Source organism: Arthrobacter sp. ERGS1:01 (assembly GCF_001281315.1).
Classification (GTDB): Bacteria; Actinomycetota; Actinomycetes; order Actinomycetales; family Micrococcaceae; genus Specibacter.
The window spans coordinates 1,921,855-1,947,718 of the sequence record NZ_CP012479.1 but is presented as its reverse complement, the minus strand read 5'-3'; the positions used below and the strand labels follow the sequence as shown (position 1 = coordinate 1,947,718).

Below are 25,864 nucleotides of genomic sequence, written 5' to 3'. Positions count from 1 at the left end.
AGATGTGCGGGAAATCACAGACGATGTTTGGGCCTCTGTGCGGTGCCCCGGATGGTTTCCGGCCGGAAGCCGCGGCCCACCAGGCGGGCCATCACGGGCCGGGCAGTCCTGGCGGCGAGCGTGGCGAGCCGGGCCTGCCACGGCGCCAGCTGTTTTAGCCTGCCCGTTGCCCCGCCGGAGATCACCGCGTGGACCCGTTGCTGCAGGGGCTGCATGAGGCGCACGGGCCATTCGCGCCGCTGCTGCACCGCCGCCATGGCAGCATCCGTGGAGCCGCCGGCCAGCAGCGGCGGGGCCAGGTACCGGGCGGCGGCCACGGCGTCCTGGACGGCGTAGTTGACGCCGACGCCGAAGACGGGGCTCATGGCGTGGGCCGCGTCGCCAATGCACAGCAGCCCGGGCACCGACCAGTCCTCCAGCCGGTCCACCTGCACGGACAGCAGCTTCACCTGGTCCCAGTCTTGCAGGGAGTCAAGGGTCGTCGCCAGGAAGGGGGCGGTGGTGCGGATCCGCTCACGGAAGGCGGCCAGGCCACCGGCCCTGACGGATTCGAAACCGTCTTTGGGGATCAGCATGCCCATTTGGTAGTAGTCGATGCGTGGAATGGTGATGACCAGGGTCCCGTTGCGCAGGTACCCCAGCGTGTCCGGTGGCGGCGACGGGGGTGTGGGGAGGCGGAACCACAGCACGTCGATCGGGACGCCGCGGGCCTGCGGGTGCAGGCCCGCGGCCTGCCTCACCGTGGAGCTGCGGCCGTCGGCGGCAACCGTCACGGGCGCCGCGATGTCCAGCGGGCCGTCCGGCCCCTGCGCCCGGACCCCGGAAACCGTGGTGCCGCTGCGGAGCAGCCCGGTGGCCTCGGTGCCCATCAGAAGATGGAAGTTCGGCAATTCCCGGCCGGCCTCGGCCAACAGGTCCAGGAAGTCCCATTGCGGCATGAGGGCAATCCGCTTGTTGGGCCCGCGCAGGGTGCCGAAGTCGATGGGTCGCAGCCGCGTTCCGCCCACCACCAGGTCCAAGGTGGTGATGCTGCTCTGCGGGATTGCCAGGAACTTGCTCCGGAGGCCAAGTTGGTCGATCAAATCCAGGGTGGAGGGGTGGATCGTGTCGCCGCGGAAGTCCCGAAAGAAGTCGGCGTGCTTTTCCAGGACCGTGACGTCGACTCCGGCCCGGGCCAGCAGCAGGCCAAGCATCATGCCGGCGGGTCCGCCGCCGACCACGCAGCAGCCGGTATTCCTTGCCGGTCCCGTCATTACGTGTCTCCCCGGATTGTCTTTTCTGTGGTGCGTCCTTGATGCTATGCCCCGGCGGGCGGCGGGGACAGGGCCCTTCTTCGGGGCTCCGTGCGGGGCGGATCACTCCGCAAGAATTAGGGGAACCTTGCCGGCCTTCGTTACGATGGAAAGTGGCTATTGGCGCAGGAATCTGTGACCAAATTATTTTTCACCCCAGGGGGTTCCACGCGCTCATGATGGACAGCATCGGCTCCCTTCCGTTCATTTGGGCATTTTGCATCCTGTTCGTCATCGTGATGCTGCGCTCCAACGCGACCTATTGGGCCGGGCGCGGCGTTGCCGCCGGCGGCCGCAAGACCAGGATGCAAAAGTACCTCGACTCCCAGGCCGTGCTCCGGGCGGAGAAGGCCATTGCCCGGTGGGGCGCCCCGGCCGTCAGCGTGAGCTTTTTGACCATTGGCGTGCAGACCGCCGTGAACATGGCCGCGGGCCTGGGCCGGATGCCGCTGCGGCGCTACATCCCGGCCACCGTGGTTGGCTCGCTGGCCTGGGCCACCATCTACGCCACGATCGGCCTGGCCGCCTTTGATGCCGCCGTCGCGGCCGCCGCCGGATCGCCGTTTGCACTGCTTGCCCTGCTGGTCCTCGCGGTTGCGGCGGTGTTCACGGTCCGCCGAATCCGGCGCTCACTCCGCCGGAAGCTGGCTGCAACCGCCCCGGACGACCGCCTGGCCACGCCGTCGGAGCCCGCCACCTCACCCGCAACAGCATCGCCCGCCGCCGCGCACGAGCCGAACTCCTAGGCCTCCCGGCGCGGCCCGGCGGGCCCGCCGCCGTCGTTCGCGGAAAACACCAAGGCCAGGGTGCCGGTAAAGTCGTTGGCATGCAGGAATCCACTTTGTCGACGGCCAGTGACGCCACGTCGTACTATCGCCACCTGGGCGGCAACCAGTTCGAGTCAACCATCCACACGCAGGGTGCCTGGAACCCGCACGAACAGCACATGGCCCCCGTATCCGGGCTGCTGGTGCACGTGCTGGAGCAGTTCGCGCCCCGGGAGGGCATGCGCCTGGCCCGGTTCAACTTCGACATCCTCGGCCTGATCCCGGCCGGACCCTTCACCGTCGAGGCCACCATGCTGCGCCCCGGCAAGACCATCGAACTGGTCCAGGCCGAGCTGATCGCCCACGGCCGCCCCGCCGTACGCGTCACGGCCTGGCGCATGCAGACCGGCGACACGACGGCGGTCCAGGCGTGCGAGGACGCGTCCTTGGGCAGCCCCGAGGACGCCGAACCGTGGGACGGCATGACGATCTGGCCCGGCGGCTTCATCAGGTCCCTGGAAGGGCGGGTGGCTCCCGGCCATCGGCCCGGGCGGGGCCGCACCTGGCTGCGCAGCCCCTATTCCATGCTCGACGGCGAACCCACCTCGGCGCTGGTCCGCCTCCTGGGACTCGTGGACAGTGCCAACGGGATCTCGACCCGCGTGGATCCGGGTCCCGGCAGCTACATGTTCCCCAACGTCGATCTGTCCCTGCACATCCACCGCGAACCGGTCGGGGAATGGTTGGGGCTTGAAACGCGGGTGACGTTCGCCGGCGACGGGATCGGCCTGACGTCGGCGGTGCTCCACGACGAGACGGGCCCGTTCGGCCGGTCCGAACAAATACTTACCGTCCGCCCCGTCCCCGCAGTTAAGGAAGGCTAGCAAAATGAGCAGCAACGAACGCGCCCTGCTGGCGCCGGTACTTTCGGTTCACCGGCAAACCCAATCGCTCGGGGCCGGGGCCGACCTGAATCGCGGGCTGGACCTGCTGGCCGAGGTGAGGGACGGGAAACGGCCGGCCATGCTGCGCCTGTACCGCCCCGAACCCACCGTCGCCTTTGGCCAGCGGGACACCCGGCTCCCCGGTTTCGCCGCCGCAACCCTGGCGTCGACGGCGCGCGGCTTCGTGCCCGCCGTGCGGCGGGCCGGCGGCCGGGCCGCCGCCTACCACCAGGGCACCCTGGTGGTGGACCACATCCAGCCCGAGGCGGACGCCATTGCCGACGCCAAACCGCGGTTCGGCTTTTTCGGGGAGCTGTTCACCGAGGCGTTGCGCTCACTTGGCGTGGATGCCGGCGTCGGGGAAATCCCGGGGGAGTACTGCCCGGGCGAATACAGCGTGTTTGGCCGTGGCGCGACCGGTGCCGTGAAGCTCGTGGGCACCGCCCAGCGCGTCGTGTCGGGGGCCTGGCTGTTCAGCTCGGTGATCGTGGTGGAAAACTCCGCACCCATCCGTGAGGTGCTGGTGGACACGTACAGTGCGCTGGGCCTTGACTGGGATCCGCGCACCGCCGGTGCCGCCGAGGACCTTGTCCCCGGCGTCACCGTCGACGCCGTTGAGGCGGCCGTGTTGGCCGCCTACGCCCAGCATGCGGAACTGCTTACAGAGCCGTAATGCCCGGAGCCTCCGCGGCGATCGTCGTGGAGTCACCGTGCCCGGTGTTGACCACCGTCTGCGCCGGAAGGGTCAGCAACCGCCCCCTGATGGAGGCCACGATGGTGGGGTGGTCGCTAAAGGACCGTCCCGTGGCGCCGGGCCCGCCCTGGAACAGGGTGTCCCCGGTGAAAACCGTGCCCAGTGACTCGGCATAAAAGCAGGTGGAGCCGGGGGAGTGGCCCGGCGTGTGCAGTGCCGTCAGGGTTGTGCCCGCCACCTCAAATGTGTCCCCGTCGCTGATGTGCCCGTCCGGGCTGGTGCCGGGGTAGACGGCGTCCCAGAGCATCTGGTCCGCCGGGTTCATGAGCACGGGTGCGCCCGCCAGCGCGGCAAATTGCCGGGCAAAGCGGATGTGGTCGTCGTGCCCGTGGGTCAGCAGCACCGCCTTCACGGTGCGCCCGCCCACGGCCTCGAGGATCGCCGCGGGGTCGTGGGCCGGGTCGATCACCAGGAGCTCGGCGTCGTCGCCCACCAGCCACACGTTGTTGTCCACATCCCAGGTGCCGCCGTCGAGCGAGAACGTGCCCGAGGTGACCAGCCGCTCGATCCGCGCCGCCACTAGAGCACCACCACGGAGCGCAGCACGGTGCCGTCGGCCATTTTGGCGAAGGCGGCCTCGATGTCGTTGATGGTGATGCGTTCGGTGACGAATGCGTCCAGGTCCAGCCGGCCCTGTTTGTACAGGTCTATGAGCAGGGGGAAGTCGCGGGACGGCAGGCAGTCGCCGTACCAGGACGACTTCAGCGACCCGCCGCGGCCAAACACGTCCAGCAGCGGCAGCTCCAACACCATCTCCGGCGTGGGCACGCCCACCAGGACCACGGTGCCGGCAAGGTCGCGGGCATAGAACGCCTGCTTGTACGTCTCCGGGCGTCCGACGGCGTCAATCACCACATCCGCCCCGAACCCGCCGGTGAGTTTCTGGATGGCGGCCACGGCGTCCTCCTCCGCGGAGTTGACCGTGTGCGTGGCGCCCAGAGCGCGGGTGGCCAGAAGCTTTTGCGGATTCCTGTCCACGGCGATCACCGTGGTGGCCCCGGCCAGTGCGGCGCCGGCGATGGCTGCGGCGCCCACTCCGCCGCAGCCGATCACGGCCACGGAGTCCCCACGCTTGACCCCGCCGGTGTTGATGGCGGCACCCAGCCCGGCCATGACGCCGCAGCCCAGCAGTCCCGCCGCGGCAGGATCGACGTCGTCGTCCACCTTGGTGCACTGGCCGGCGGCGACGAGCGTCTTTTCAATGAACGCGCCGATGCCCAGGGCGGGGGAGAGGACGGTACCGTCCTCGAGGGTCATCTTCTGTGTGGCGTTGGCCGTGTTGAAGCAGTACTGGGGCTGGCCCTTGGCGCACGCCCGGCAGGTGCCGCAAACGGCGCGCCAGTTCAGGATGACCCGATCGCCCGGCGCCACGTTGGTGACGTCCGGGCCTACGGCGCTGACCACTCCCGAGGCCTCGTGGCCCAGCAGGAACGGGAAATCATCGCTGATGCCGCCTTGTTTGTAATGCAGGTCGGTGTGGCAAACACCGCTGGTGAGGATGTCCACCAGGGCTTCGCCGGGTCCGGGATCCGGGACCAGGACGGTCTCGAGGGTGACGGGCGCGCCCGCACTGCGCACTACCGCGCCTTGAACCTTGTGAACCATGTGTCTGCTCCCCTTGCGATCGACGGGCCCGGCGATTGGCCGCCGGGCTAGACGCCCAGTTTAGCCATGACGTCGTTCAACGAGGGGTTGGTGGCGGCCGAGCCGTCCGGGTAAATGATGGTGGGGACGGTCTGGTTGCCGTTGTTGAGCTGTTCCACCAGTTCCGCGGTGCCGGGGGTCTCCTCGATGTTGATCTCGGTGTAGCCGATGCCCTTGGCCTCCAACTGCTTCTTCAAACGCTTGCAGTATCCGCACCAAACGGTGGAAAACATGGTGATGGTGCCGGCTTCGGGGGTGTATTCCACAGTTTTGCTCCTACGCGTCAATTTGGGGTGAGTACTCTTCACAACGCTACTTGGTGGTGGCGGTATTCCCAGCTTTGTGGCGTTCGTGCCACCATGGAAGGCATGTGTGGACGATACGCAATGACCTGGACCGTGGGGGATTTGGTGGCCGAGCTGGAGGCCGAGGCCGACGCAAACCTTGAACTGCGGGCCTCCTACAACGTTGCGCCCACCACCGACGTGCCGATCGTCCTCGAACGGCTCGTCGACGGCGAACCGCACCGCCAGGTCCATGTTGCGCAATGGGGGCTGGTGCCGCGCTGGGCCAAGGACGCCTCGGTGGGCGTGCGGGCCTTCAATGCCAGGACCGAAACCGTCCTGGACAAGCCCACTTTCCGTTCCGCCGTCAAGGCCCGGCGGTGCGCGGTTCCCGTGGAGGGCTACTACGAGTGGAAAAAGCTGCCGGACGGCAAGGGAAAGCAGCCGTACTTCGTGCACAGCCAGGACGGCTCGCTGACCACTTTCGCGGGCCTCTACGAATGGTGGAAGGACCCGGCCAAGGCGGACGGGGCCGAGGACCAGTGGCTGCTCTCCTGCACCATCCTGACGATGCCGGCCCCGCCCGACGGCGAACTGGCCACCCTGCACGACCGGCTGCCGGTGCCCATGGACGCGGACACGATGGACGCATGGCTGGACCCGGCCGCCGGGGAGGCCGCAACCCTGGTGGCTCTGGTGTTGTCCCGGGCCTACGGGGTGGCCGAGGGCTGGATCCTGGACCCGGTGAGTGCGGCCGTGGGCAATGTGCGCAATGACGGCCCGGAACTGATCGAGCCGATCGAGCCGATCGTCTAGGCGGTGGGTGGCCGGCCTAGACGAGGGTGAAGAAACACAAGGCCACGGCGATCGCGGCCACGGCCTCCTGGGTGCCCAGAATGGGCCGGATCTTCTCGCCCGAACCCTCGGGCATGGCGAAGGTGCCCAGAAGCCAGGCCGCAGCGGCAAAGATCAGGGTCACCCCGGCCATGGTGTGCAAAAGGATGTTTCCCAGCAGCTCGCCCGTGCCGTGCTCGTGGACGCTCTGCAGGGCCAGGGTGATCCACAGCGCCGCCGCGGAAAAGAGCAGCCGGTAGGCCGCCGTTCCCCGCCCGCCGCCCGGCACCGGCGTGGCCTTGCCCGCCGGCGCCGCAACCCGCCACAGGAACCAGAGGCCCACGCAGCCCAGGGCCGCGGCCGGGGCAACGCCGCCGATCCATTGCCAAAGTGCCGCCGCGGGAGCCAGCGCGGCCACGGTGACGGCCACGCCGTCGACCCTTGCCGGCCCGGTGCGCGCCGTAAAGATCCTTGCCAGTCCGGCGAGGACGACAGCGGCCAAAAGTATTGCCAGGGCAATGTGCATCATGAGTCGGGTTCCCTATTTCACGCAGGCGATGGAGCCGCCCTGCAGCGCCCCCGTCCAGTCGGAGTACACGGTGGGGGCCTTGGCGGCCGGCTTGGCGGTCGAGGAGGTCGGGGCCTTGCTTGCCGGTGCCTGTGCCGGCGCCGGCACCGACGGCGAATCCGCGGCTGGCGCCTTCGTGACCGGCGCGGTGCCGGCCGCCTTGGGAGGGGCCAGGAGTTCCTTGACGGTGGCCTGGACGTTTGCGACGTCCACGGTGTTGATGGACTCGCCCGAGGGCGAGGTGCCAAAGCCCGTGATGGGCAGGGTGCTGAAGGAGATGTTGCCGCCCGTGATGGAGCCGGCCTGTTGGGCGAGGTCGATCAGGTTCAGCCCGGAGTCGACCACGATGTTGTGGCTGACGGCGTTGAGCACGCCTTCCATCTTCGGAATGTCGGTGAAGGTGCCCGCCTGCTTGAGCTGGTGGATCACCGAGACGATGAAGGCCTGCTGGCGCCGTTCCCGGTCAAGGTCGGAGAAGCTGTAGCTGGGGTCGGTGGTGTCCCTGCGCTGGCGGACAAACGCCATGGCCTGCTTGGCGTCGATTTGTTGGACGCCCTTTTTGAAGTCGGCGCCGGAGTACGTGTCCTGGGTGGCACGGTTCAGGCACACGGTGATGGGTGCCACGGCCTCGGCCACCTGGTAGAAGCCGGCCATCGTGACCTCCACGAAGTGGTCTATGTGGACGCTGCCCAAAAATGCGGAGACCGTGGCCAGCTCGGCGTGGCGTCCGGCCTCGCGGGCCTGCTGATAGCTCGCGTTGTCGTTGGGCTTGCCCGCCTTGAGCAATGCGGTTTGCTCGGCAGCGAGCCCGTACCCGTAGGCTTCCTTGATCTTGGCCGAGATGGACTGTCCGGGGATCCCCTCAACCTGGACGTAGTCGTCGCGGGGGATCGAAATCGCTGTCGCCTTCGCGCCGTCCGCGGGGATGTGGATGAGCATGAGCACGTTGGCGTTGTAGCCGCCGATGCTTTGATCCCCGGCGTCGAGGGCACTGTAGAGTGCCGCGGAAAGGGGTTTGCCGTTCTCGTCGACCCGGGAATCGAGCCCCATGACCAGAATGTTGGTGTCCTTGCCCAGCTTGGGCACACCCGTCAGGCCCTCAAGGGCGTTGGAGCGCATCACGTCGTTGTTGGCACGGACGGCGATGAACACCACATAGCTGGCAACGGCCAGGACCACGATCGCCACGGCGGCCACCACGCTCAGGAAAATCCGCTTGCGTCGCTTCCTGTGGCTGTCGCGTGTCAACAGTTGCTCGTACAGGCTCATGGCTTTGCTCCTCGCCGCGCGCCCCAAGCCGCTTTGTTCGCCCCGGCCCAGTGCCGGCAGCTCCCATACTCACACGCGGCGCTGGGAGAATTGCCCCGAAGGACGCGTAATTGCGGAAAGTCCCAGCCGATTCCCAGCCGGTGTCAAGGTGGCGCGGCGGAGCCCTCAGACGGTGACGTGGCCGTCGTCGTTGACCTGCCAGGTGGGGTTGAAGGCGATCTCCCAGCGGAAGCCGTCGGGATCGGCAAAGTAGCCGCTGTACCCGCCCCATTCCTGCCGGCGCGGGGGATTGGCGACGGCGGCGCCCGCGAGGCGTGCCTGCGCAAGCACGGCATCGACCTCCGCGGGGCTGGCCACGTTTTGGCTCAGCGTGATGGGCGCGATGCCATGGCCGGGGTCCAGTGTGCCGGGGTCCGTGCCCAGCTCGGCGGCCATGCCGGCGCGGTTCCACAGCGAAAGGATCAGGCCGTGGTTGACCTGGAGGAAAATGACCTGCCCGGGCACTTCCTGGTGCGGGGTCCAGCCCAGCCCGTCCACATAGAACTCACGGGACCGCGCAACGTCGCTGACCCGAGCGAAATGAACGTCAGCTTTTGATCCACTGTTTTTTCTCCACTGTGCGTGTCCTAACCGAAGGGGTTCAGTTCGAAGGGGTTCAGTCGTCGTTTTCTTCCGGTGACCAGCGCCGGAAGTCGAGGGACAGGTACAGGGCGAGTGCGGCGGAGTTGGAAGCCTCCACCCGCAGGGCCACATCCCGTTGGCCGTCGTTGAACAAGGTGTCCATGGTGGCCAGCACCAGGTCCTCGGCCAGGCCGCGGCGGCGGTGGTCACGATCGGTGAACAATTCGATGATGAAGGGCGCCTCGGGAGTGTCGTCACCGATCGCGCGCTCAACGACGAGGACCGCGGCGACGATCTTGCCGTCGTCATCCAAGGCCACATGGGAGGCGTTGGGCAGGAACTGCCCGTATTTTCCCGTCAGGGACGCCTGCATGTCCTCCATGGCGGCCTGCAGCGAGTCGCCGGCCAGTCCGGGGTCGTAGGCCGTGAAGTACAGTTCGCCGAGGCGCGGCAGGTCGGATTCTTTGACGGTTCGGGACGTAGTCTTAAGCTCCCGCTCAAGGGGTGTGGTTTTAGCGATGAGGGTGACCATGTCCGTCATGGAACGCTCCTTAGAATCGTTTGTGGGCCTGCTGCGGGGTGCGCCTTCCGACCATAAGGCCATGGTAGGCGTCTCCAGCGCTGACATCTATCTAAATAACGCATTGGGTCCCGTTCTCATGCCCGGACCTTGCGAAATTCTTCCCAATTGGCGGCTTCGTGCCGCGTGAAGCGAGCGTACACTTAATTCGACTCGAATGTATGTACTAGCCGGGTTGCGTTACGGTGAACTGCCGGAGAACTCGTGGTGGCAGTCCTTGCGCCGCTGACGGTGCGCTGCTCCCTGCCAGGGCGCGGGCGGGTTGGTCGCTTCCCGGCCGAACCGATACGATCAATATGGCTCACAGCAACCCCCGTATGTTGCTTAAACATGGAGCCGTACATGACAAATCAAGGAGTTAACCGTGCCAGTGGATACACAGATCACCATTCAAGTCGACGGCGTAGCGACGACGGTGGCCACCGGCACCACCGGAGCGGAGCTGTTCTTCGAACGCCGCGAGGTCGTTGTTGCCCGTGTTGACGGGGTTTTGAAGGACCTGGACCAGCCGTTGGCCGAGGGCGCCGTCGTCGAGGGCGTCACGATTGACTCCCCGGACGGGCTGAACGTGCTCCGCCACTCCACCGCCCACGTCATGGCCCAGGCCGTGCAGCAGCTGCGCCCCGACGCCAAGCTCGGCATCGGACCGTACATCACCGACGGTTTCTACTTCGACTTCGACGTCGCCGAGCCCTTCACGCCCGAGGATCTGAAGACCCTTGAAAAGATGATGCTCAAGATCGTCAACCAGAACCAAAAATTCGCCCGCCGCGTGGTCACCGAGGACGAGGCCCGCGAGGCCATGGCCAACGAACCCTACAAGCTTGAACTGCTGGGCAAGGCCTCCGACGCCGACGCCGCCGGTGAGGGCGTGAACGTCGAAGTTGGCGCCGGCGACATCACCATCTACGACAACATCGACCGCAAGAGCGGCGACGTCTTGTGGTGCGATCTGTGCCGCGGCCCGCACCTGCAAAACACGAAGCTGATCTCCAACGCCTTCGCCCTGACTCGCAGCTCCGCCGCGTACTGGCTGGGCAACCAGGCCAACCAGCAGTTGCAGCGCATCTACGGCACGGCCTGGCCCACCAAGGACGCCCTGAAGGCATACCAGGAGCGCATCGCCGAGGCCGAGCGCCGCGACCACCGCAAGCTCGGCGTCGAACTTGACCTGTTCTCCTTCCCCGACGAGCTGGGCTCCGGCCTGCCCGTCTTCCACCCCAAGGGCGGCATCATCCGCAAGGAGATGGAGGACTACTCCCGCCAGCGCCACGTGGACGCCGGTTACGAGTTCGTCTACACGCCGCACATCACCAAGGGCCACCTGTACGAGGTGTCCGGCCACCTGGACTGGTACCGCGACGGCATGTTCCCGCCCATGCACGTGGACGCCGAACTGAACGAGGACGGCACCGTCCGCAAGCCCGGCCAGGACTACTACCTCAAGCCGATGAACTGCCCCATGCACAACCTGATCTTCCGCTCCCGCGGGCGTTCCTACCGCGAACTGCCGCTGCGCCTGTTCGAGTTCGGCTCCGTGTACCGCTACGAGAAGTCCGGCGTGGTGCACGGCCTGACCCGCGTGCGCGGCATGACACAGGACGACGCCCACATCTACTGCACCAAGGAGCAGATGAAGGATGAGCTCACCACCACGCTGAACTTCGTGTTGGGGCTGCTGAAGGACTACGGCCTGGACGACTTCTACCTGGAACTCTCCACGAAGGACCCCGAGAAGTTCGTCGGCGACGACGACGCCTGGGAGGAAGCCACCAACACGCTGGCCGAAGTTGCCCAGGCCTCCGGGCTGGAACTGGTGCCGGATCCGGGTGGAGCCGCGTTCTACGGCCCCAAGATCTCCGTGCAGGCCAAGGATGCGCTGGGCCGCACCTGGCAGATGTCCACGATCCAGCTGGACTTCAACCTGCCCGAGCGCTTTGAGCTCGAATACCAGGCCGCCGACGGCACCCGCCAGCGCCCCGTCATGATCCACCGGGCCCTGTTCGGCTCCGTGGAACGCTTCATGGGCGTGCTGACCGAGCACTACGCCGGCGCGTTCCCGGCCTGGCTCTCACCCGTCCAGGTGGTGGCCATCCCCGTCGCCGAGGCGTTCAACGACTACATGTACGACGTCGTCGCCCAGCTGAAGAAGGCCGGCATCCGTGCCGAGGTGGACATCTCCAGCGACAGGTTCCCGAAGAAGATCCGCACCGCCAGCAAGGACAAGATCCCGTTCGTGCTGATTGCCGGCGGGGACGACGCCGACGCCAACGCGGTCTCCTTCCGCTTCCGTGACGGCAGCCAGGACAACGGCGTGCCCGTTGAAGAGGCCGTGTCCCGGATCGTCGAGGCCGTCCGCAACCGGACCGCCTAGGTCCCGGACAGCGACGCGAAACAAAGGAAGCAATACGTGAGTGAGCAGGGTGCGGCGTCCATTCAGGATGACTTTGAGCTTCCGGGGGTGCCCGACGCCTTCCAACGGCTCTGGACGCCGCACCGGCTCGCTTATGTAAAAGGTGGCCAGGAGCAGGTCACCGGCAAGGACGACTGCCCGTTTTGCGTGGCACCGTCCCGCAGTGACGAAGAATCGCTGATAGTTTACCGCGGCGAACTGGCCTATGTGGTGCTGAACCTGTTTCCGTACAACCCCGGCCACCTGCTGGTGTGCCCGTACCGGCACGTGCCCGACTACACGGACCTGACGCTGGCGGAGACGGCCGAGTTTGCCGCCCTGTCCCAGCAGGCCATGCGCGTGCTGCGCGCGGTGTCCAACCCGTCGGGCTTCAACCTGGGCATGAACCAGGGCGTGACCGGGGGAGCGGGCATCGCCGCGCACCTGCACCAGCACATCGTGCCGCGGTGGGGTGGGGACGGGAACTTCCTGCCCATCATCGCGGGTACCAAGGCCATCACCCAAACACTCGGCGACGCCCGTGACCAGGTGGCCGCCGCCTGGGCCGGCGTCGAGTAGGAGTGTCGAATTGAATAAGGTTAGCCAATGCTGAACAAGTATGCCCGCGCACTCTTCGCGGCAATCTTCACCCCCGTGGCCGCGCTGCTGGTGCGCCTGAAGGTGTCCCCGGACGCCGTCACGATCGTGGGCACGCTCGGCGTTGCCGGCGGCGCGCTGATCGGCTACCCCCTGGGCCAGCTGTTCTGGGGCACCGTGGTGATCACCGTCTTCGTGTTCTCCGACATCATCGACGGGCTCATGGCGCGCATGTTGGGCCGTTCCGGAAAATGGGGTGCCTTCCTTGACTCCACCCTGGACCGGGTGGGCGACGGCGCAGTCTTTGCCGGCATCGTGATCTGGTTCTACACCGGTGGAAACAACCACTTCATTGCCGCCATGGCGCTGACCTGCCTGGTGCTCGGCTCCATCGTCTCCTACGCCAAGGCACGCGCCGAGGGGCTGGGGATGACCGCGAACGTCGGCATTGCCGAACGCTCCGACCGGCTCGTCGTGGTCCTCGTGGCGACCGGGCTGGTGGGCCTGGGCATCCCCGAAGCCGTGCTCGCCGTCGTGCTTGTCCTGCTGGCCGCGGCAAGCCTCGTGACGATCTTCCAGCGCGTGGGCACGGTACGCCGCCAGGCCCTGGGAACCACCCTTCCCGCCGAGAAGTAACACTGGTTCAAAGCTGCCCCATTTTGGGGAATAGAATGAACGTACCCGTGCGGCGTGTCACGTTGGCGGGCAAGAAAATTTTTCGTTCCTTCCCAGAGGGGTTTTTGTGTCTACTAGCGACGTAACATCGGTAACCGGCAGCAGCCGTGTCAAGCGCGGCATGGCCGAGATGCTCAAGGGCGGCGTCATCATGGACGTTGTCAACGTTGAGCAGGCCAAGATTGCCGAAGATGCCGGCGCCGTTGCCGTCATGGCCTTGGAGCGCGTTCCGGCAGACATCCGTGCGCAGGGCGGCGTGTCCCGCGCCAGCGATCCGGACATGATCGACGCCATCATCGCTGCTGTCTCCATCCCGGTCATGGCGAAGGCCCGCATCGGGCACTTCGTCGAGGCCCAGGTCCTGGAATCCCTCGGCGTCGACTATGTCGACGAGTCCGAGGTCCTGACCCCGGCCGATTACGAGCACCACATCGACAAGTGGAACTTCAAGGTTCCCTTCGTCTGTGGCGCCACGAACCTCGGTGAGGCGCTGCGCCGCATCAACGAAGGTGCCGCGATGATCCGTTCCAAGGGTGAAGCCGGCACCGGCGACGTCTCCAACGCCACGGGCCACATGCGCAAGATCCGCGCCGAAATCGCCAAGCTGGCAGCCCTGCCCGAGGACGAGCTGTACGTGGCCGCCAAGGAACTGGCCGCTCCGTACGAACTGGTCAAGGAAATTGCCTCGACCGGCAAGCTTCCCGTGGTGCTGTTCACCGCCGGCGGCATCGCCACCCCGGCCGACGCAGCCATGATGATGCAGCTCGGCGCGGACGGCGTGTTCGTCGGCTCCGGCATCTTCAAGTCCGGCAACCCGGCACAGCGTGCCGCCGCCGTCGTGAAGGCCACCACGTTCTACGATGACCCCTCCGTCATCGCCGAGGTCTCCCGCGGCCTGGGCGAGGCCATGGTGGGCATCAACGTCGCCGACATCCCCGAGCCGCACCGCCTGGCCGAGCGCGGCTGGTAACCACCGCCGCCAACGCCGTATCACCTTTGGCGTGCTTCTCGGCGACGCCGTATCACCTTTGGTGAGAAAATAGGCAACGCCGTATCACCGCAACGCAAACAGTTGAGGGAGATTCATTTCTCCCTCAACTGTTTGCGTTGCGGCCGGTTGCACTTCCCCGGTTCAAGGTCTCCCACCCGGACTTGGCCATTAACCGGCTTGCCCGCCTTTCTGGTGACGCCGCTGGCACACACGACGGCGTACCCAGCCTGGGCGCCTTGGCCGGCCTCGGGTGCCTCTTCGATGGGCTCAGCTCCGGCCGTCACCGCCGCGCCCCGAAGCCCCTTCGCTCCCGTGACCGAGGACGGGGCTATCCGCCTGCGCAGCGCGATCAAGGTGCAGTTCGTGCCACGCCAAAGGTGATACCGCGTCGCTGAAAAGGCTGCCAAAAGTGATACCGCGTCGGCCGGAAACGGACCAAAAGTGATACGGCGTCGGGGGAGTGCGGGCTACTGGGGCAGGTGGTACCACCAGGTCTGGCCCTTGCCGATGAGCTCAAAACCGAAATTCTTATAGAGCCGTTGGCCCAGCGGGGTCGCATTGAGCAGCAGGTGCTCGGCGCCGGCGTCGAACGCCGCCTCGGACAGTTTGTGCAGCATGGCCGTACCCAGGCCCGTGCGGCGGTGTTCGGGGGCAACCTCCATGTCGAAGATCCCGGCCAGGTTCTTCTTGCGCTCTCCCTGCGGCATGTACGCGTAGCACTGCCCCGCCACCTCGCCGTCCACACGGGCGGTGGCCAGCCATGCCTGCCGCGGCTCCAGGACGCACACCTCGCCCACGGGGTCGTTGATGACCACCCTGGGGTCCGCCTGCTCGCTTGCGGCCACCACGCCTTCCAGGTCCAGCGGCAGCGTCATCCACCATGGCTGCCAGCCCGGCTCGAAACGGTGCTGGGCCAACATGGCTCCCTTCACGGCGGCGTTCATCCACACGCCCACCACGGCTGCCCCACGGCGCTGCGCCTCCGCCAGCGCCGGCAGCAACCCGGCCTCGGTGATCTCGGTCGGGAACATGCACAGCATCTCCCGGGTCTTCGGCAGCCAGACCCACTCCATCTGGTGCGTGCCAAAGGACCGCCCGCCCGTCGATTCGGCCAGCGCCTTGAACCACGCATGCTGCGTGCGCTGGCAATCGGCAAGGGTAACCATGAAATATCTTCCGTCTGTTAATGGGGTCTTAATCGTGAGTGGCGCGCACCCGAAGCTGGGTGTCGGACCCCGCGAAGCGGGCGGGGGTCCTACACCCAGCGAAGGGTGCGCGCCACAGCGCGTTGTTGCTACTTCTGCGTGAACACCAGTGACATCGGAGTGGTCTCGGTGGTCTGGCCCTGCGGGTTGTCGCGGAAGATGTTTTCCAGGACGTTCTTGGGCAGCTTGGTGTCGTGGCCCAGGGCCACCACGCCAAGGTCGTTGGCGTCCATGATGGCGACGCCGGCGAAGGACGCGGCGTATTCGGCCGGCACGGTTTCGCGGACCAGGGCGCTCAGTCGCGTTGCCACGCCGTCGGGGTCCAGGGGAGCGTACTTCACCGAGTGGGTGGAGGTTCCTACCTGGTAGCCGGCCGCGCCGTCGATCGCGTTGATGTTGTGGCCAACGACTTCGTAGAACACGCCGGACTTGCCCTGGAGCTTGCCCAGCACGCTGCGGGCGGACGCGTACATGATGCGGGGCAGGCCCACCTCATCGATGGCCAGCTGCATGGACCAGGGGCTGGCCAGGCCGATGCCGCCCGGGTTGCGGGTGACGAACTTGCTGAAGAAGCGCGCGGCGCCGGAGACCTTGATGTCCCAGACGGGGATGGACCGGCCCTGGGTCATGGCGACGATCTTTTCCGAAACGAACAGGTACCACGGGGTGTCTGCGGTGGCGGTGCCGTGGTCCCCGCCGGCAGTGGGCAGGCCGTCGAAGAAGCGCTTCACATAGCCCATGATGGCCGGGTCGAAGTCGGTTTCCTTGTAGAAGACCTCGGTGCGCAACGGGTAGCGGCGGAACGTGCCGGCGTTGTCGGGAACCGTGATGTCCAGTTCCTTGTCCGCGTTGGGGATGTAGTCGCTCTTGCCTTCGATGCCGGCCTTGACTTCCGGCACGTCAAAGAATTCACGCAGCCACAGCTCGGTGTTGAGCAAGCGCCAGAACACCATGGTGGAACCGGCGGACTTGCCGCTGAGGTATTCCTCGAACGCGTAGATGATGGCGTCCTGGTTCCAGTACGGGCGTGCCTCGAAGGAGGAGGAGAGGAAGATTTCGTAAATCCGCTCCTTCATTAGCGAGAACCATTCGGCCTCCGGCGTGGTGAAGCCGATCTTGTTGCGGCGGTTGCTGATCATCTCCGGCAGCAGATCGCGCGTGGCGTCGCGCAGGATCCGCTTGTTCCAGCCGCCCTTGATGATGGACTCATCGGAGAGGCTGAACAGGAACTTGACCACTTCCTTGTCCAGGAACGGCACGCGGCCCTCCAGGGAGAAGCGCATGGTGTTCTTGTCCTCGTAGCGCAGCACGGCCGGCAGCGACTTGTGGAATAGGTCGTCGATGAGGCGCAGCTTCAAGTTGTCCGGGATGTTGGAGAACTTCTCGCCCTTGAACTTGGCAGTGAATTTCTTATCCAGCAGCGGGGCGATCCCCGCGGCCTTCTTGAACGTCAGGGCGCCCTGGATGCGGAACCGGGCCAAGCGGAACAGGATGTCGGAGCTGGAAATGAGCTCCTTGGCGAGCTTGCCGTTCTGGCCGTTCTTCTTCAGCTGGCGCAGGTAGGCGAAGTAGTAGGGGATGTAGCCGGCCATCATCTCATCGGCGCCCTGGCCGTCCAGCAGCACGGTGACGTGCTTGGAGGCCTCGCGCATGACCTGGTACTGGGCGTACGGGCCGGAGGAGATGATGGGCTCCTCCATGGTGCGCACAAAGTCCTCGAGGTCTTCGACGAACTCGGAGGCCTGCGGGAGGATCTTGTGGCTGATGACGTTGCCTTCGCAGCGTGCCAGCACGGCGTCGGCGTACTTTTCCTCGTCGTTGATCGAGTTCGGGAAAATCGCGGAGAACGTCTGCTGCTTGGCACCGAGGGAATCGGTGGCCGCGGCGTTTTCGCTCATGAGCTTGTTGATGGTGGCGACGACGGCGGAGGAGTCCAGGCCGCCGGAAAGGGCCGTGCCCACGGGCACCTCGGACTGCAGGCGCAGGCGCACGCCTTCGGTGAACCGCTCCCGGTATTCCTCGATGACGGCCTTGGAGTACGGGGTCTCGATTTTGGCCAGTTCGGCCAGTTCTTCCTTGAAGCGGGTGTACGGGCTGATCGTGACGGTACCGGCGGGGCCGGCTTCGGTGTCAACCGTGTTCAGCACGAGCTTCTCGCCGGGCATCAGCTTGTGGATGCCCTCGAAGAAGGTCTCCGCTTCCTCGTCGTGGATGCGGAACTGCAGGTAACGGTAGAGGATCCGCTCGTTGACCTTCTTCTCCGCCTTGCCGGCGGCAAGCAACGGCTTGATTTCAGAGCCGAACAACAGCGTGGGGGCCTCGGTGGTGCCCGAGGTCGCGTAGTACAGCGGCTTGATGCCGAAGTGGTCGCGGGCCAGGACCAGGCGGTTGTTCTTCCGGTCGTGGATGGCAAAGCCGAACATGCCGTTGAACTTGTCGAAGGCGGCGTCGCCCCACTCCTCGTAGGACTGCAGCACCACTTCGGTGTCGGACTTGGTGGAGAACGTCCGGCCCAGGGCCTCAAGTTCGGTGCGCAGGTCCAGGTAGTTGTAAACCTCGCCGTTGTACACCAGCACGGTTTCGCCGTCGGCGCTGAACATGGGTTCCTGGCCGTGGGCAACATCGATGATGGAGAGGCGGCGGTGTGCCAGCCCCACGTTCCCCTGGGTGTAGATACCCTCACCATCGGGTCCGCGGTGCACAATGCACGCGTTCATCTCCTGCAGAAGAGTTTCGTCTTCCCCATAACCGTAGTAACCGGCGATTCCGCACATACTTGGTTTACCTCATCTTTAGTACGTCAGTCCTCGGTCAATCGTACTTGCTTGCACACCGCGCCCCGGCCAAGCGTCGCGGCGCGTATGGTGATGCAATCATGTGACTTTGCGCCCATCTATGATGGAAAAGTGACTCTTTTGGACCTTGAAAAGCAACCATCCACCACGGGCGGGCGGCCGCTCGTCGGCGTCCTGGCCCTGCAGGGCGACGTGCGCGAGCATGTCCGTGCCATCGAAGCGTGCGGGGCCCGCGCCGTCGGCGTGCGCCGTGTCAGCGAATTGGCCCAGGTGGACGGGTTGATCCTGCCCGGTGGGGAATCGACCACCATCGACAAGCTGACCCGGATCTTTGGCCTGCGCGATCCCCTGCGGGAGCGCATCCAGGCCGGAATGCCCGTGTACGGCAGCTGCGCCGGGATGATCCTGCTTGCGGATCAGATTGCCGATCCCGCCACCGACATGGGCGGCAACGCCCAGCAGACTCTGGGCGGCCTGGACATCACGGTGCGCCGCAATGCGTTTGGTCGGCAGGTGGATTCCTTTGAGACAAACCTCGATTTTGCGGCACTGGAACCGGCCGACAAGCCAGTCCATGCCGTGTTCATCAGGGCCCCGTGGGTGGAGCGTGTGGGTGCCGGCGTCGAGGTGCTTGCGAGTGTTGAAGTCCCCGCGGGCGCACACGACAGTAGAATTGATCCAGAAGTCCGTGCGGTCGCCGTTCGTTCGCAGCATTTGCTGGCCACCTCCTTCCATCCGGAAGTGACGGGTGAGCGCCGCATCCACGAACTGTTTATTCGAATGATTAGAGGAGAAGCGTAACCATGTCAGGCCACTCCAAATGGGCGACCACGAAGCACAAAAAAGCCATCATTGACAGCCGTCGTGCCAAGTCCTTCGCCAAGCTGATCAAGAACATCGAAGTTGCCGCCCGTGGTGGCGGAGCCGACCTTGCCGGCAACCCGGCACTCGAATTGGCTGTTTCAAAGGCCAAGAAGACCTCGGTCCCGGCCGACAACATTGACCGCGCCATCAAGCGCGGCGCGGGTCTGCTGGGCGACGCCGTCGACTACCAGACCATCATGTACGAGGGCTACGGCCCGCAGGGCACGGCCGTGCTGATCGAATGTCTGACCGACAACAAGAACCGGGCCGCCTCCGAGGTCCGCCTGGCCGTGGGCCGCAACGGCGGCAACATGGGCGACCCCGGTTCGGTGGCCTATATGTTCACCCGCAAGGGCATCGTGGGCCTGCCCAAGAACGGCCTCACCGAGGACGACCTCCTCATGGCCGTCCTGGACGCCGGTGCCGAGGAGGTCAAGGACGAGGGCGCGAACTTCGAGATCATCTCGGACACCGCCGACCTGCCCGCGATCCGCGCCGCCCTGACCGAAGCCGGCATCGAGTACGAGACCGATGAAGCCGGTTTTGTGCCGTCCATGCAGGTTGAGTTGGACGTGGAAAATGCCCGCAAGTTCATGAAGCTCTACGACGCGCTGGAGGACCTGGACGACGTCCAGAACATCTACTCCAACGCCGACATCAGCGCCGAGGTCCTGGCCGCCCTCGACGAGGACTAGGCTCTGCGTGTATTAGGTGTCGACCCCGGCCTGACCCGTTGCGGTTTGGGCGTGGTGGATGTTGCCGCCAACCGTACGGCCACCCTGGTGGCCGTCGGTGTGGTGGGCAGCTCGCATGAACTTTCCCTTGACGCCCGGCTGCTGGTCATCGCGGATGCGATTGACCAGTGGCTGGCTGCGTTTAAGCCGGATGTCTTGGCCATCGAACGGGTCTTCGCCCAAACCAACCTCAGCACCGTCATGGGGGTTGCGCAGGTTTCCGGCGTCGTCATGGTCGCCGCTGCCCGGCGCGGCATTCCGGTGGCCATGCACACGCCGTCGGAGGTCAAGGCGGCGGTGACCGGCAACGGCCGCGCCGACAAGGCCTCCGTGACGGCCATGGTCACCCGGCTGCTGCGCCTCGATGAGCCGCCCCGGCCCGCGGACGCCGCCGACGCCCTGGCCCTGGCCATCGCCCATGCCTGGCGCAGCGGCAACGCCTTTGCTGGCAACAAGCAGGGCACGACGGCGGCCCAACAGTTGTGGCGCGAGGCCGAGGCAAAGTCGCGGGTCACCAAGAACAAGGAAAAGCCCGGCGCCAAGTGGAACTAGTTGTTCGTAAGTATGTTCGATACCATGGATGCAGCTTGGTCGTAAGTACGCCAAAGGCATGTCAGGAGCAGCAGCAATGATCAGTTTTGTCCGCGGACCGGTGGCCCAGCTTTCCCTGGCCCAGGCCGTCATCGACGTCAACGGGGTGGGCATGCTGGTGCATGCAACCCCCAAGACCCTGGGCGGGCTGCGCGTGGGGGAGGAATCGACGCTCACCACCACCATGATCGTGCGCGAGGACTCCATGACGCTGTACGGCTTTGCCGACGCGGACGAGCGCGAGGTCTTTGACGTGCTGCTCAGCGTCAGCGGCATCGGCCCCCGGCTGGCCCTGGCGGTGCTGGCCGTGCTGGAGCCCGAATCCATCCGCCGGGCCGTGGCCGACGCCGACGGCAAGGCGTTCACCAAGGTTCCCGGAGTGGGGCCCAAGGTGGCCGGCCGGATCGTGCTCGAGCTCAAGGGCAAGCTGGTGCCCACCGCCGGCGCCGGCGTCCCCTCCGCGCCTGCCGCAACCGCCATGGCCTGGAAGGACCAGGTGGTGGCCGCCATGACGAGCCTTGGCTGGAATGAGAAGGACGCGCTGAAGAGTATCGACGCCGCCATGGCCGCGGAGCCCGAACTGGCCGACGGCGGCAACGTCCCGGCCATCCTGCGCGCCACCCTGCGCTGGCTGGGCCAGGACGGCGCCCGCCAATCAAGCCGGGTGCGCTAAGCCATGGGCGGGAACAACGACATTCCGCTGCTGCCGGGCCAAATCAGCATCGGCGCAACCGCCGGTGGCGCCGCACTGCCGCCGTCGGCCGAGCTTGCCGCTGCCCCGGAACCGGAGGAGCGCGAACTCGAGGCGGCGTTGCGGCCCAAAAACCTCGACGACTTCGTGGGCCAGGAAAGGGTCCGCAAGCAGCTGGCCCTGGTGCTGGCCGCGTCCAGGATCCGCGGCCGCAGCGCGGACCACGTGCTCATGTCCGGCCCGCCCGGGCTGGGCAAGACCACCCTGGCCATGATCATTGCCGCGGAGATGAATGCGCCGCTGCGCATCAGCTCCGGTCCGGCCATCCAGCACGCCGGCGACCTCGCCGCAATCCTGTCCTCCCTGACCGAGGGGGAGGTGTTGTTCCTGGATGAGATCCACCGCATGTCCCGCCCGGCCGAGGAAATGCTCTACATGGCCATGGAGGATTTCCGGGTCGACATCATCGTCGGCAAGGGCGCCGGCGCCACGGCCATTCCGCTGGAACTGCCCCCGTTCACCCTGGTGGGTGCCACCACGCGGGCCGGCCTGCTGCCCGGGCCGCTGCGGGACCGCTTCGGCTTCACCGGCCACCTGGAGTTCTACTCGGTGGCCGAACTCGAACTGGTGCTTCGCCGGTCCGCCGGCATGCTGGATCTGAAACTGAGCAGCGCCGGCTTTGCCGAAATCGCCGGACGCTCCCGGGGGACACCCCGTATCGCGAACCGACTCCTGCGCCGCGTGCGCGACTGGGCGCTGGTGCACGGTATAGAAACCATCGATGCCCGGACGGCGTCGGCAGCCCTGGACATGTATGAGGTCGACGCCAGGGGACTGGACCGTCTTGACCGTTCGGTGCTCGAGGCGCTGGTGGGAAAGTTCAACGGCGGCCCGGTGGGGTTGTCCACCCTGGCCATCGCCGTGGGGGAGGAGCCGGAGACCGTGGAAACCGTGGCCGAACCATTCCTGGTGCGCGAAGGCCTCTTGGGACGCACGCCGCGGGGCCGCATTGCCATGCCGGCGGCGTGGGACCACCTGGGCCTGAAAATGCCCGGCAACGCCGTGGCGGCCGCCATGCTGCCCTTCGACGAGGACGATCGTGATGACTAACACGCGCCGGCACGCGTTTTTGAGCGCGTTTGCCCGGCGGATTGTTCATATTTGATCAATCCGGAGCGTTTTATCACTCGACGTCCAGCTTTACCCACTAGACTGGTATGACGTCCGGCACGTTTACTGCTGCCGGGCACCCACATTGACTTACATGAATGGAACCTCGCTGTGTCCCTGACGAGCATTTTAGCCGCCGACCAAGCCGCCCCTGCCGGAGGTTTCGGCATCATGAACTACGTCTTGTTCGCCCTTTTCGCCGTGGTGATCGTGATGATGTTCCGCAAGCAGAAAAAGGCCAAGGCCGCCGCTCAGGAGAAGCAGACAAAGCTTGGAGCCGGCGTTGACATCATGACGAACTTTGGCCTGTTCGGCCACGTGGTCGAGGTCGACCACGAGAACAACAAGATCCAGCTGGAAATTTCCCCCGGCGTGGTGGTCACGGTGCACAGCCAGACTTTCGCCAAGGTCGTTGAGCCGGCCGAGGAGTCGTTGGAGAACGTTGACGCTTCCGTTCCCGACGACGTGTCCTCGCTGACCCAGGGCCATGACAAGCGGGATGTGGCAGGGGAGTCCGCCGAGGAAACCCTGGCGCGTTTGAACAAAGACAACAACAAAGACAACTAAGGCACATTCGGGTTTGGCGCTGCTGTGGCGATGACATCATCGCCGCGGCAGTATTGCCATGTTCTCTACACCCGTGACCAATAGAAGGATCTCTTGATGGCACGTACCGGCCCGACGAAGGTCGCCCGCAGGACACTGTTCGCGCTTTTGGCGCTCATTATTGTTTGTATCATCACCATCGGCGCGGGCGTGCTCTCCGGCGCCACGTCCTGGGCACCCAAGCTCGGCCTGGACCTCGAGGGCGGCACGGAGATGATCCTCACGCCCAAGGCCGAAGGCACGACGGCGATCAGTTCCGATCAGCTGAACCAGGCCGTGTCCATCATCCGACAGCGCGTCGACGGCTCCGGCGTCTCCGAAGCCCAGATCACCACCGAGGGTGGGCGCAACGTCGTCGTGCAGTTGCCGGGAACCCCCACGCAGCAGCAGCGCGACCTCATCACGGCCTCGGCCAACATGAACTTCCGTGCCGTCATCATCTCCAGCAACTCCCCGGCCGGTGCCGTGGCCAAGGCAGACCTGACCCCGGCCGCCAAGCTGAGCACCTTCGTTGCGGCCAATGTGCTGACGCCGAACCCGGACCCCAAGGCGAAGCCGGCCAACGCCAGCGACTCCAACTGGATCACCCCGGCGCTCATGACGCAGTACGAGCAGACCAGCTGTATTGCCCCCGTCACGGAATTGCCCGCCAACTCCGATCCCAACAAGCCGATCGTGGCTTGTGAGGGCGACAACGGCTTGAAGTACATCCTCGGCCCGGTGGAGATTCCCGGTAAGTACATCAAGACCGCGTCCTACGGTTTGCAGCCGGGCGCCCAGGGTGTCACGACCAACACCTGGTCGGTCAACCTGACCCTTGTCAGTCCCCAGGGTTCCGACGCTTTCAAGGCCGTGACCCAGCGCCTGAACGGCAAGTACCTGGTCAACCAGAATGATCCGCAGGCACGTTTCGCGATCGTCCTTGACGACAACGTCATCTCGGCCCCGGCATCCCAGGCAGTCATCACCAACGGCCAGTCGTCCATTACGGGCAACTTCACCGAGACCAGCGCCAAGACGCTGTCCGACCAGCTGAAATTCGGCGCCCTGCCCATCAGCTTCACGATTCAGTCCTCGGAAACCATCTCCGCCACGCTGGGTCTCCAGCAGCTGGAAATGGGCCTGCTCGCGGGCCTGATCGGCCTGGGCCTGGTGGTCATCTACTCACTGTTCCAATACCGCGCACTGGGCCTTGTCACCATTTTGTCCCTCGTGATTGCCGGCAGCCTGACCTACCTGGCCATCGTGCTGCTGGGCTGGAGCGAGAACTACCGGCTGTCGCTGGCCGGTGTGGCGGGCATCATCGTCTCGATCGGCCAGACGGCCGACTCGTTCATCGTCTACTTTGAGCGCGTCAGGGACGAGTTGCGCGACGGGCGCGGCCTGGCCGCCGCCGTCGACAACGGCTGGCTGCGTGCCAAGCGGACCATCCTGGCCTCCAAGGCCGTGAACATCCTGGCTTCCGTGGTGCTCTACTTCGTCTCCGTCGGAAACGTCAAGGGCTTTGCCTTCACGCTCGGCCTGACGGCCGTGGCCGACCTCATCGTCGTGTTCATGTTCACGCACCCGACCCTGCTGTTGCTGGCCCGCACCAAGTTCTTTGGCGAGGGACACCACTTCTCGGGCCTGGACCCCCGCCAGCTCGGCGCCATCCCGCTGTACCGCGGAGCGGGACGCTTCCGGACTCCGGAGGAGTCCCTGGCCGTGGCCTCGGGCAAGAACGCGCGTGCCGCCGGAGAAGCCGAACGCCGCCAGACCATTGCCGAACGCCGCCTGGCCGCCAAGGAAGCCGAAATGGCGGGCAGCAGGGGATCAGGCTCTGCCAAGTCCCAGTCCGGCGATGACGCCAAGGAGAGCAACTAATGAAAAGTTTCGCCACATTCGGCAATGAGCTCTACACGGGCGAACGGTCCTACCCGTTTGTCGCCAAGCGCAAGATCTGGTTCGGCATCACCGGCGTGCTGGTCGTGCTTTCGGTCCTGATCCCGATCCTCGTCGGCGGCTTCAACTTCAGCATCGAGTTCAAGGGCGGCTCGCAGTTCACGATCTCCAACGTCGCCAACACGAGCCCCACGATCGGCCAAAGCGCCGTGGCCAACACGGTGCCCGGTGCGGACGCCGTGGTGACGAACCTGGTCGGCAAGACCATGCAGGTCCAGACCAACCAGCTCAGCGACCAGGACACCGTCAAGGTGGCCGACGCGCTGCAGGCCGCCTACGGCGTGACCACCAAGGACGTCACCTCGACGTTCGTCGGCCCCTCCTGGGGTGCCGACGTGTCGCGACAGGCCATCATCGGCTTCATCGCGTTCGTCGTCCTGGCAACGCTGCTGATGGCGTTGTACTTCAGGACCTGGCGCATGTCCGTGGCGGCCATCATCGGCCTGCTCGTGGTCATGATCGTAACGGCCGGAATTTACGGCGCCTCGCGGTTCGAGGTCTCGCCATCGGCCATCATCGGCTTCCTGACGATCCTGAGCTACTCGCTGTACGACACCGTGGTGGTGTTCGACAAGATCAGGGAAAACACGGCGGACATTTCCAGTTCCACCCGGCGGACGTTTGGCGAGGAAGTCAACCTGGCCATCAACCAAACGCTGGTCCGCTCCATCAACACCATGATGGTGGCAGTGCTGCCCGTGGGATCCATCCTGTTCATCGGCACCTTGCTCCTGGGCGCCGGAACCCTGCAGGACCTGTCGCTGTCGCTGTTCATCGGCATCATCGTGAGCACCTTCTCCACGATCTTCGTGGCCGCTCCCATGTACGCCTGGCTGCGCCAGGGCGAGCCGGATTTGGTCAAGCAGGCCAAGAAGGTCCAGTCCCGCCGTGCGGCGGAGACGGTTGACGCCTAGGCTCTTGCGTTAGTTTGCTCCGGGCGGCCGGGATCGGGTTGCACTGCACCCCGATCCCGGCCTTTTTGTGTTTGGTCTCTGGTGCCCGTGCGCCGGGATTACACTAGGTAAATGCGTGTTGCGCCCGCATCCGCCACGGCG

26 protein-coding genes are annotated in these 25,864 nt (G+C 65.7%); 16 read left to right on the top strand and 10 right to left on the bottom strand.

The annotated features are described in order from the left end of the window. Positions 1 to 14: 14 nt before the first annotated feature. Positions 15 to 1,253 carry an FAD-dependent oxidoreductase gene (locus tag AL755_RS12670; RefSeq protein ID WP_054011315.1) on the bottom strand — a complete coding sequence of 413 codons (1,239 nt, stop codon included), beginning with the start codon at positions 1,251 to 1,253 and terminating at the stop codon, positions 15 to 17. A gap of 152 nt (positions 1,254 to 1,405) precedes the next feature. On the opposite strand from AL755_RS12670, the gene AL755_RS12665 reads away from it, so the two are divergent. The 3 genes from AL755_RS12665 to AL755_RS12655 all read left to right on the top strand — a co-directional run bounded on the left by AL755_RS12665 (position 1,406) and on the right by AL755_RS12655 (position 3,676). After that, the gene (locus AL755_RS12665) at positions 1,406 to 2,038 is read left to right on the top strand and encodes a DedA family protein (protein ID WP_237762682.1); all 633 of its coding nucleotides are present in this window, start codon (positions 1,406 to 1,408) and stop codon (positions 2,036 to 2,038) included. Positions 2,039 to 2,118: 80 nt separating this feature from the next. Further along, positions 2,119 to 2,943 carry a thioesterase family protein gene (locus AL755_RS12660; protein WP_054011314.1) on the top strand — a complete coding sequence of 275 codons (825 nt, stop codon included), beginning with the start codon at positions 2,119 to 2,121 and terminating at the stop codon, positions 2,941 to 2,943. Between the two features lie 4 nt (positions 2,944 to 2,947). Next, positions 2,948 to 3,676 (top strand): lipoate--protein ligase family protein, encoded by a 729-nt coding sequence (locus AL755_RS12655; RefSeq protein WP_054011313.1) that lies wholly within the window; start codon positions 2,948 to 2,950, stop codon positions 3,674 to 3,676. Here the strand turns inward: AL755_RS12655 and AL755_RS12650 are convergent. The 3 genes from AL755_RS12650 to AL755_RS12640 are packed head-to-tail and all read right to left on the bottom strand — an operon-like array spanning position 3,663 to position 5,667. Further along, positions 3,663 to 4,277 carry an MBL fold metallo-hydrolase gene (locus AL755_RS12650; protein WP_054011312.1) on the bottom strand — a complete coding sequence of 205 codons (615 nt, stop codon included), beginning with the start codon at positions 4,275 to 4,277 and terminating at the stop codon, positions 3,663 to 3,665. The two genes, AL755_RS12655 and AL755_RS12650, sit on opposite strands and share 14 nt — an antisense overlap. Continuing rightward, positions 4,277 to 5,362 carry an S-(hydroxymethyl)mycothiol dehydrogenase gene (locus AL755_RS12645; RefSeq protein ID WP_054011311.1) on the bottom strand — a complete coding sequence of 362 codons (1,086 nt, stop codon included), beginning with the start codon at positions 5,360 to 5,362 and terminating at the stop codon, positions 4,277 to 4,279. The genes AL755_RS12650 and AL755_RS12645 overlap by 1 nt, the downstream gene beginning before the upstream one ends. Positions 5,363 to 5,409: 47 nt before the next feature. Beyond that, complete coding sequence (locus AL755_RS12640) at positions 5,410 to 5,667, bottom strand: mycoredoxin (RefSeq protein WP_054011310.1); 258 nt, start codon at positions 5,665 to 5,667, stop codon at positions 5,410 to 5,412. A 102-nt stretch (positions 5,668 to 5,769) separates the two neighbouring features. On the opposite strand from AL755_RS12640, the gene AL755_RS12635 reads away from it, so the two are divergent. Next, the gene (locus AL755_RS12635; RefSeq protein WP_082369246.1) at positions 5,770 to 6,501 is read left to right on the top strand and encodes an SOS response-associated peptidase; all 732 of its coding nucleotides are present in this window, start codon (positions 5,770 to 5,772) and stop codon (positions 6,499 to 6,501) included. Positions 6,502 to 6,517: 16 nt separating this feature from the next. On the opposite strand, the gene AL755_RS12630 is transcribed toward AL755_RS12635, so the two are convergent. The 4 genes from AL755_RS12630 to AL755_RS12615 form a co-directional block, all read right to left on the bottom strand. Next, positions 6,518 to 7,048, bottom strand: coding sequence for a hypothetical protein (locus AL755_RS12630; RefSeq protein ID WP_054011308.1), 531 nt, complete (start codon positions 7,046 to 7,048; stop codon positions 6,518 to 6,520). 12 nt (positions 7,049 to 7,060) lie between these two features. Further along, positions 7,061 to 8,356 (bottom strand): LCP family protein, encoded by a 1,296-nt coding sequence (locus AL755_RS12625; protein WP_054011307.1) that lies wholly within the window; start codon positions 8,354 to 8,356, stop codon positions 7,061 to 7,063. Positions 8,357 to 8,521: 165 nt separating this feature from the next. Next, positions 8,522 to 8,893, bottom strand: coding sequence for a VOC family protein (locus AL755_RS24040; protein WP_054011306.1), 372 nt, complete (start codon positions 8,891 to 8,893; stop codon positions 8,522 to 8,524). Positions 8,894 to 9,011: 118 nt separating this feature from the next. Beyond that, positions 9,012 to 9,518, bottom strand: coding sequence for a GNAT family N-acetyltransferase (locus AL755_RS12615; protein ID WP_054011305.1), 507 nt, complete (start codon positions 9,516 to 9,518; stop codon positions 9,012 to 9,014). Positions 9,519 to 9,921: 403 nt separating this feature from the next. Between AL755_RS12615 and thrS the strand changes: the two genes are divergently transcribed. The 4 genes from thrS to pdxS all read left to right on the top strand — a co-directional run bounded on the left by thrS (position 9,922) and on the right by pdxS (position 14,191). Continuing rightward, on the top strand, positions 9,922 to 11,931 hold the full coding sequence (gene thrS, locus AL755_RS12610) for a threonine--tRNA ligase (protein ID WP_054011304.1): 2,010 nt from the start codon (positions 9,922 to 9,924) through the stop codon (positions 11,929 to 11,931). Positions 11,932 to 11,967: 36 nt separating this feature from the next. After that, a complete protein-coding gene (locus AL755_RS12605) occupies positions 11,968 to 12,528 on the top strand; it encodes an HIT family protein (protein ID WP_054011303.1) in 561 nt (186 codons plus the stop codon). A 27-nt stretch (positions 12,529 to 12,555) separates the two neighbouring features. After that, on the top strand, positions 12,556 to 13,182 hold the full coding sequence (pgsA, locus tag AL755_RS12600) for a phosphatidylinositol phosphate synthase (protein ID WP_054011302.1): 627 nt from the start codon (positions 12,556 to 12,558) through the stop codon (positions 13,180 to 13,182). A 106-nt stretch (positions 13,183 to 13,288) separates the two neighbouring features. Next, on the top strand, positions 13,289 to 14,191 hold the full coding sequence (gene pdxS, locus AL755_RS12595) for a pyridoxal 5'-phosphate synthase lyase subunit PdxS (RefSeq protein ID WP_054011301.1): 903 nt from the start codon (positions 13,289 to 13,291) through the stop codon (positions 14,189 to 14,191). Between the two features lie 488 nt (positions 14,192 to 14,679). On the opposite strand, the gene AL755_RS12590 is transcribed toward pdxS, so the two are convergent. Together AL755_RS12590 and asnB are read right to left on the bottom strand one after the other, a co-directional pair. Then, the gene (locus AL755_RS12590; RefSeq protein WP_054011300.1) at positions 14,680 to 15,378 is read right to left on the bottom strand and encodes a GNAT family N-acetyltransferase; all 699 of its coding nucleotides are present in this window, start codon (positions 15,376 to 15,378) and stop codon (positions 14,680 to 14,682) included. Positions 15,379 to 15,506: 128 nt separating this feature from the next. Beyond that, positions 15,507 to 18,191, bottom strand: a complete 2,685-nt coding sequence (gene asnB / locus AL755_RS12585) for an asparagine synthase (glutamine-hydrolyzing) (RefSeq protein WP_054011299.1) — start codon at positions 18,189 to 18,191, stop codon at positions 15,507 to 15,509. Between the two features lie 93 nt (positions 18,192 to 18,284). Here asnB and pdxT point away from each other — a divergent pair, with 93 nt between their 5' ends. The 8 genes from pdxT to secF all read left to right on the top strand — a co-directional run bounded on the left by pdxT (position 18,285) and on the right by secF (position 25,723). Then, a complete protein-coding gene (gene pdxT, locus AL755_RS12580; RefSeq protein ID WP_082369569.1) occupies positions 18,285 to 19,013 on the top strand; it encodes a pyridoxal 5'-phosphate synthase glutaminase subunit PdxT in 729 nt (242 codons plus the stop codon). A 2-nt stretch (positions 19,014 to 19,015) separates the two neighbouring features. Beyond that, complete coding sequence (locus AL755_RS12575) at positions 19,016 to 19,771, top strand: YebC/PmpR family DNA-binding transcriptional regulator (RefSeq protein ID WP_054011297.1); 756 nt, start codon at positions 19,016 to 19,018, stop codon at positions 19,769 to 19,771. A gap of 3 nt (positions 19,772 to 19,774) precedes the next feature. Then, a complete protein-coding gene (gene ruvC / locus AL755_RS12570; protein ID WP_054011296.1) occupies positions 19,775 to 20,362 on the top strand; it encodes a crossover junction endodeoxyribonuclease RuvC in 588 nt (195 codons plus the stop codon). Positions 20,363 to 20,438: 76 nt separating this feature from the next. Further along, positions 20,439 to 21,074, top strand: coding sequence for a Holliday junction branch migration protein RuvA (gene ruvA, locus AL755_RS12565; protein WP_054011295.1), 636 nt, complete (start codon positions 20,439 to 20,441; stop codon positions 21,072 to 21,074). A 3-nt stretch (positions 21,075 to 21,077) separates the two neighbouring features. Further along, a complete protein-coding gene (gene ruvB / locus AL755_RS12560; RefSeq protein WP_237762680.1) occupies positions 21,078 to 22,202 on the top strand; it encodes a Holliday junction branch migration DNA helicase RuvB in 1,125 nt (374 codons plus the stop codon). A gap of 171 nt (positions 22,203 to 22,373) precedes the next feature. Next, positions 22,374 to 22,829: a preprotein translocase subunit YajC gene (locus AL755_RS12555; RefSeq protein WP_054011294.1), complete on the top strand. Its 456-nt coding sequence runs from the start codon at positions 22,374 to 22,376 to the stop codon at positions 22,827 to 22,829. 96 nt (positions 22,830 to 22,925) lie between these two features. After that, complete coding sequence (secD, locus tag AL755_RS12550) at positions 22,926 to 24,731, top strand: protein translocase subunit SecD (protein WP_054011293.1); 1,806 nt, start codon at positions 22,926 to 22,928, stop codon at positions 24,729 to 24,731. After that, positions 24,731 to 25,723 (top strand): protein translocase subunit SecF, encoded by a 993-nt coding sequence (gene secF / locus AL755_RS12545; protein ID WP_054011292.1) that lies wholly within the window; start codon positions 24,731 to 24,733, stop codon positions 25,721 to 25,723. The genes secD and secF overlap by 1 nt, the downstream gene beginning before the upstream one ends. The last annotated feature ends 141 nt before the right edge of the window (positions 25,724 to 25,864 follow it).

Coding starts and splice junctions, on each gene's coding strand:
- AL755_RS12670 (WP_054011315.1), bottom strand. CDS start 1,253: ATGACGGGACCGGCAAGGAATACCGGCTGCTGCGTGGTCGGCGGCGGA.
- AL755_RS12660 (WP_054011314.1), top strand. CDS start 2,119: ATGCAGGAATCCACTTTGTCGACGGCCAGTGACGCCACGTCGTACTAT.
- AL755_RS12655 (WP_054011313.1), top strand. CDS start 2,948: ATGAGCAGCAACGAACGCGCCCTGCTGGCGCCGGTACTTTCGGTTCAC.
- AL755_RS12645 (WP_054011311.1), bottom strand. CDS start 5,362: ATGGTTCACAAGGTTCAAGGCGCGGTAGTGCGCAGTGCGGGCGCGCCC.
- AL755_RS12635 (WP_082369246.1), top strand. CDS start 5,770: ATGTGTGGACGATACGCAATGACCTGGACCGTGGGGGATTTGGTGGCC.
- AL755_RS12630 (WP_054011308.1), bottom strand. CDS start 7,048: ATGATGCACATTGCCCTGGCAATACTTTTGGCCGCTGTCGTCCTCGCC.
- AL755_RS12625 (WP_054011307.1), bottom strand. CDS start 8,356: ATGAGCCTGTACGAGCAACTGTTGACACGCGACAGCCACAGGAAGCGA.
- AL755_RS12615 (WP_054011305.1), bottom strand. CDS start 9,518: ATGACGGACATGGTCACCCTCATCGCTAAAACCACACCCCTTGAGCGG.
- pgsA (WP_054011302.1), top strand. CDS start 12,556: ATGCTGAACAAGTATGCCCGCGCACTCTTCGCGGCAATCTTCACCCCC.
- AL755_RS12590 (WP_054011300.1), bottom strand. CDS start 15,378: ATGGTTACCCTTGCCGATTGCCAGCGCACGCAGCATGCGTGGTTCAAG.
- asnB (WP_054011299.1), bottom strand. CDS start 18,191: ATGTGCGGAATCGCCGGTTACTACGGTTATGGGGAAGACGAAACTCTT.
- pdxT (WP_082369569.1), top strand. CDS start 18,285: ATGCAATCATGTGACTTTGCGCCCATCTATGATGGAAAAGTGACTCTT.
- AL755_RS12575 (WP_054011297.1), top strand. CDS start 19,016: ATGTCAGGCCACTCCAAATGGGCGACCACGAAGCACAAAAAAGCCATC.
- ruvA (WP_054011295.1), top strand. CDS start 20,439: ATGATCAGTTTTGTCCGCGGACCGGTGGCCCAGCTTTCCCTGGCCCAG.
- ruvB (WP_237762680.1), top strand. CDS start 21,078: ATGGGCGGGAACAACGACATTCCGCTGCTGCCGGGCCAAATCAGCATC.
- secD (WP_054011293.1), top strand. CDS start 22,926: ATGGCACGTACCGGCCCGACGAAGGTCGCCCGCAGGACACTGTTCGCG.
- secF (WP_054011292.1), top strand. CDS start 24,731: ATGAAAAGTTTCGCCACATTCGGCAATGAGCTCTACACGGGCGAACGG.